Source organism: Actinoplanes sp. NPDC048791 (genome assembly GCF_040650095.1).
Lineage (GTDB): Bacteria > Actinomycetota > Actinomycetes > Mycobacteriales > Micromonosporaceae > Actinoplanes.
The window spans coordinates 1-4436 of record NZ_JBEZGQ010000727.1 but is presented as its reverse complement, the minus strand read 5'-3'; the positions used below and the strand labels follow the sequence as shown (position 1 = coordinate 4436).

The 4436-nt window shown below is 73.0% G+C and carries 4 protein-coding genes; 3 read left to right on the top strand and 1 reads right to left on the bottom strand.

Going from position 1 to position 4436, the window contains the following annotated elements; all coding sequences use genetic code 11:
- Nucleotides 1-110 precede the first annotated feature (110 nt).
- The gene (locus AB0C29_RS35570) at nucleotides 111-461 is read right to left on the bottom strand and encodes a hypothetical protein (RefSeq protein ID WP_360829863.1); all 351 of its coding nucleotides are present in this window, start codon (nucleotides 459-461) and stop codon (nucleotides 111-113) included.
- Between the two features lie 1115 nt (nucleotides 462-1576).
- On the opposite strand from AB0C29_RS35570, the gene AB0C29_RS35565 reads away from it, so the two are divergent.
- The 3 genes from AB0C29_RS35565 to AB0C29_RS35555 form a co-directional block, all read left to right on the top strand.
- Nucleotides 1577-2527, top strand: a complete 951-nt coding sequence (locus tag AB0C29_RS35565; protein WP_360829862.1) for an ROK family glucokinase — start codon at nucleotides 1577-1579, stop codon at nucleotides 2525-2527.
- Nucleotides 2528-2548: 21 nt separating this feature from the next.
- Nucleotides 2549-3235 carry an endonuclease/exonuclease/phosphatase family protein gene (locus AB0C29_RS35560; protein WP_360829861.1) on the top strand — a complete coding sequence of 229 codons (687 nt, stop codon included), beginning with the start codon at nucleotides 2549-2551 and terminating at the stop codon, nucleotides 3233-3235.
- 25 nt (nucleotides 3236-3260) lie between these two features.
- Nucleotides 3261-4436 (top strand): NAD(P)-binding domain-containing protein (locus AB0C29_RS35555; protein WP_360829859.1); only part of this gene is annotated, 1176 nt, incomplete at its 3' end.

Sequence of the window (4436 nt, the reverse complement as noted above, 5' to 3'; positions counted from 1 at the left end):
CCGGGCGCGGACAAGCGCGGCCACGGAATGCCGGGTGCCGGGGGCAGCGGCGGGCCGCGGGGCGGTGCTCCGGCAGACAGCGATCAGCCGGGTTTCGACTGGCGCGAGGCTTACCAGCACACACTCGACTCCCTGGGCGCGCAGGCGCGACAGGCCGCCGGCCGGCAGTTGTGGGCAAGTGCCACCCGCTTCGGCGGCTGGTCCACCGGCAGCGCGGAATGCTGCGTGTGCCCGATCTGCCGGGCGATCGCCGGGGTGCGCAACCCGACCCCTGAGCAGGCCGAACGCCTGGCGACCGGCGCGGGCGACTTCGCGAGCGGCGTGGCGAGCCTGCTCCGGGCCTTCTCGACGGTGACCGGCACGACCGGCACGTCGACCCACCGCAAGCCGCCGCCCCGCCCGACGACAACGCCGGACCAGGCCTGGTCCACGGCGACCCGCAGGGCCAAGCCGGCCGACACCACCCCACCTGATTACGAGGTCCGCGAGACCGACGACCCGTGGACGGCGGCAACCCGCGCTCCCCGCCCTGAACCGGCAGCGCGAGCCACCGCACCGGAAGACCCGACGCTCGCGACCGCGGCCGAGCAGGCAGCCACCCAGACCGATGCAGCCGGCTCCGAACCAGCTCCCACCGAGCCGGCAACCTCACCGTCGTCGAGGTCAGGTGACCCCTGGGCGGCTGCCACCCGCGCCTCCCGGCCACCCACCCGACCGCGCACCGCACCCGCCCCGACTTCCCGCCCAGCACGGAAGAGCCCCGACTCGGCGCGGGGGAGCCACGCGGAGCCGGGTGGTCGTCCGGGGTCGACGCCCGGCTCGTCCAGGGCGGATGCGCGGCGAGACGCCGGTCCGGCCGGCGGGTCGGCACAGGCAGCAGACCAAGCCGCCGCGCAGTCGGACGCCGTCGGTGCCGCACCGGCGGTTACGACCGCTGAGCAGGTCAACGTCACCGGGTCCGCGGCGGCGGTGTCGGCCGAGCCCGGATCGGCCGACGCGGGTACGTGGGTCGTGACGCCTGGCGGGTCTGTATCGCACCCCGCGCCCGGTGCGGAAAGCGCAGACCAGGAGCCTCAAAAGAAGGCAGAGCCGGCGCAGGGTGACCCCTGGGCTGCCGCGACTCGTTCGCCCCGGCGGGCCGGCCGGGCCGCACCGGATCAGCCACCCGCGAAGGCCGCTCCCACTGCGGTCGCGCAACCCACCACCGACCGTTCCGCCGGCACCCACCCCGCCCCCGTCCAGGACCCCGCTGCTGCGGTTGATCAAGCCAGTGCGCGTACCGGAAAAAGGTCTCAGGAAACCGGAACCCCGGCCCCCTCTTCCCAACCCCCTCCTCTGGCTGACAATAGTCCCGGCTCCCCTCGACGCGTGACGGGGGCCACCGATGTCTGGGCGGCGGTTACCGCCGCAAATGGCGACACTGCCGGTGATACCGGCGTGGCGCATACGCCCAGCGTGGATCATGATGTTCCGGGCACTGCGCCGGCTGCTGAGGCAGCCGAGGGCCGTGGTGCCGGTTCGGGCGACGACGCCCGTCCCGGCGACGCGGTGTGACACAACAGAGGGGACGGGCAGCGTGACGCTGACCATCGGTATCGACGTCGGCGGCACGAAGGTGGCCGGCGGGGTGGTGGACGACCGCGGCGTCGTGCTCGCGCAGACCCGGCGGGAGACGCCGGCCGAGGATCCTGCCGGTACCCGGGACACCATCGTGGCCGTCGCGGCCGAGTTGGCCGCCGCCCATCCGGAGGCCAAGGCGGTCGGCATCGGTGCCGCCGCCTGGATCGACGCCGCCGGGGCGACCGTCCTGTTCGCGCCCAATTTGGCCTGGCGGGACGAGCCGGTACGGGATTACGTGGCCAAGGCCGTCGGGTTGCCCACCGTGCTGGAGAACGACGCGAATGTCGCCGCCTGGGCCGAGTTCCGGTACGGCGCCGCCCAGCACGCCGACGACTCCATGGTCATGATCACCGTCGGGACCGGGATCGGTGGCGGCATCGTCATCAACGGCGGGTTGTGGCGGGGCGCCAACGGCATCGCCGGGGAACTCGGGCACATCCAGTCCGTGAACGACGGGCATCCGTGCGGCTGTGGCCGGCTCGGCTGCCTGGAGCAGTACGCGAGCGGCAACGCGCTGGTGCGGTTCGCCCAGGCCGGCGCGCGGCAGGAGCCGGGGCGGGCGACGTTGCTGCTGGAGCTGGCCGGTGGTGATCCGGCGGCGATCAGCGGGCGGATGATCACCGAGGCCGCGCAGGGCGGGGACGGGGTGGCCCGGGACGCGTTCGCGCAGATCGGCTACTGGCTCGGCGTCGCGATGGCCGACCTGGCCCAGGTGTTCGACCCGCAGGTGCTGGTCGTCGGTGGCGGCGTGATCGACGCCGGGGAGCTGCTGATGGGACCCACCGAACGGACGTATCGGGATCAGCTCGCCCAACGCGGGAGGTTTCCGGTCGCCGAGATCAGGGCAGCTGAGACCGGCAACACGGCTGGTGTGCTCGGCGCCGCCGATCTCGCCCGACGTATCTGACCAACGACGAGGGAGCACGCCGTGTCCGGGGTCCCGCTGCGGGTGTTGAGCTACAACGTGCACGGCCTGCGCGACGATCGGGCGGCCCTCACCGGGCTCGTCCGCGATCTCGCCCCGGATGTCGTCGTCGTGCAGGAGGCGCCGCGCCGGTTCCGCTGGCGGCAGAAGTGCGCCTCCCTGGCCAGCGACTTCGGCATGGTCGTGGCGGCCGGCGGGCTGCCCTCGCTGGGCAACCTGCTGCTCGTCAGCCTCCGGGTACGGGTGCACGAGCAGTGGTGCCTGCGTTATCCGCTCACCCCGGGCCGGCACCTGCGCGGCGCCGCGTTCGCCCGGTGCACGGTGCGCGGCGCCCGGTTCACCGTCTCGGGCTCGCACCTGGCCACCGACGCCCGGGAACGCCCGGATCAGGCGGCCCGCTGGAAGGAGGCACTGGCAGCGGTCGAGGGTCCGCTGATCGCCGCCGGTGACCTCAACGAGGGGCCGGGTGGAGGCGCCTGGCGTACGGTCGCCGACGGTCTGACCGACGCCGCCGGTGCCGCCTCCGGGGCCCTCACCTTCCCGGCCACCCTGCCCCGGTTGCGCCTCGACGGGCTCTTCGTCTCGCCGGACATCACGGTCGAGCGGTACGAGGTCGTGGAGACCGATCAGGCCCGCCGGGCCAGCGACCACCTGCCCGTTCTCGCGGAGCTGTCCCTGCCTTCCGAGTAGCTCTCGCTTCTGCGAGGATCTCCGGGTGCCCGACACCCCAGAGATCGCCGACCGGCACGACGCCGTCTGTGTCATCGGCGCCGGCGGCAGTGGCCTCGCGGCGATCAAGAACCTGCGTGAGCAGGGCTTCGCCGTCGACTGCTACGAGCGTGAGACGTCCGTCGGCGGCGCCTGGAACTGGCGGCACGACCGCAGCCCGGTGTACGCCTCTGCCCACCTCATTTCTTCCCGCCCGCTCACCGAGTTCCCCGACTTCCCGATGCCTGACGACTGGCCGGACTACCCGCACCACAGCAAGCTGCTCAGCTACCTGGAGCGGTACGCGCAGCACTTCGGTCTCGGCGACAGCATCTGGTTCGGCACCGAGGTCGTCGCGGTGACACCGGTCGGCGACGGCCGCTGGGACGTGACCACGCGCAGCACCGGCGGCGGCGCCGAGCGGATCCAGCGGTACGCGGCCGTCGTCGTCGCCAACGGGCACAACTGGTCGCCGAAGCCGCTACCGGTGGATACCTCGAAGTACCGGGGGCAGGTGATCCACGCGTCGGCGTACAAGGACCCGGCGCAGTTGCGCGGCCGCAAGGTGCTGGTGGTCGGTGGCGGCAACACCGGCTGTGACATCGCCGTCGAGGCCGCCCAGCAGGCGAGCACGGTCTGGCACTCGACCCGCCGCGGCTACTGGTACGCCCCCAAGTACGTCTTCGGCCGCCCCGCCGACCAGGTCAACGACAAGATGCTGCAACTGCGCCTGCCGTTGTGGCTGCGCCAGTGGATCTACCACCGCACGCTGCGGCTCACCGTCGGCGACATCACCCGGTACGGCCTGCCCGCGCCCGACCACCGCCCGTACGAGAGCCACCCGGTGGTCAACAGCCAGCTCGTCTACTACCTGGGCCACGGCCGGATCACCCCGGTGCCGGACGTGACCCGGCTCGAGGGGTCGACTGTGGAGCTGTCCGACGGCCGCCGCGTCGAGCCCGACCTGGTCATCACCGCGACCGGCTACCTGCCCCGGTTCGAGTTCCTGGCCCCGGAGCTGCTGGACATCGACGACGACGGCAAGCCCGATCTGCACCTGCACGCGTTCGCCCGCAAGCATCCGACGCTCGCGGTGATCGGGCTGGTGCAGCCGGACGCCGGGCTGTTCCCGCTCGCGCACTGGCAGAGCGTGGCCGTGGCCCGCTGGCTGCGGTTGCGGGCC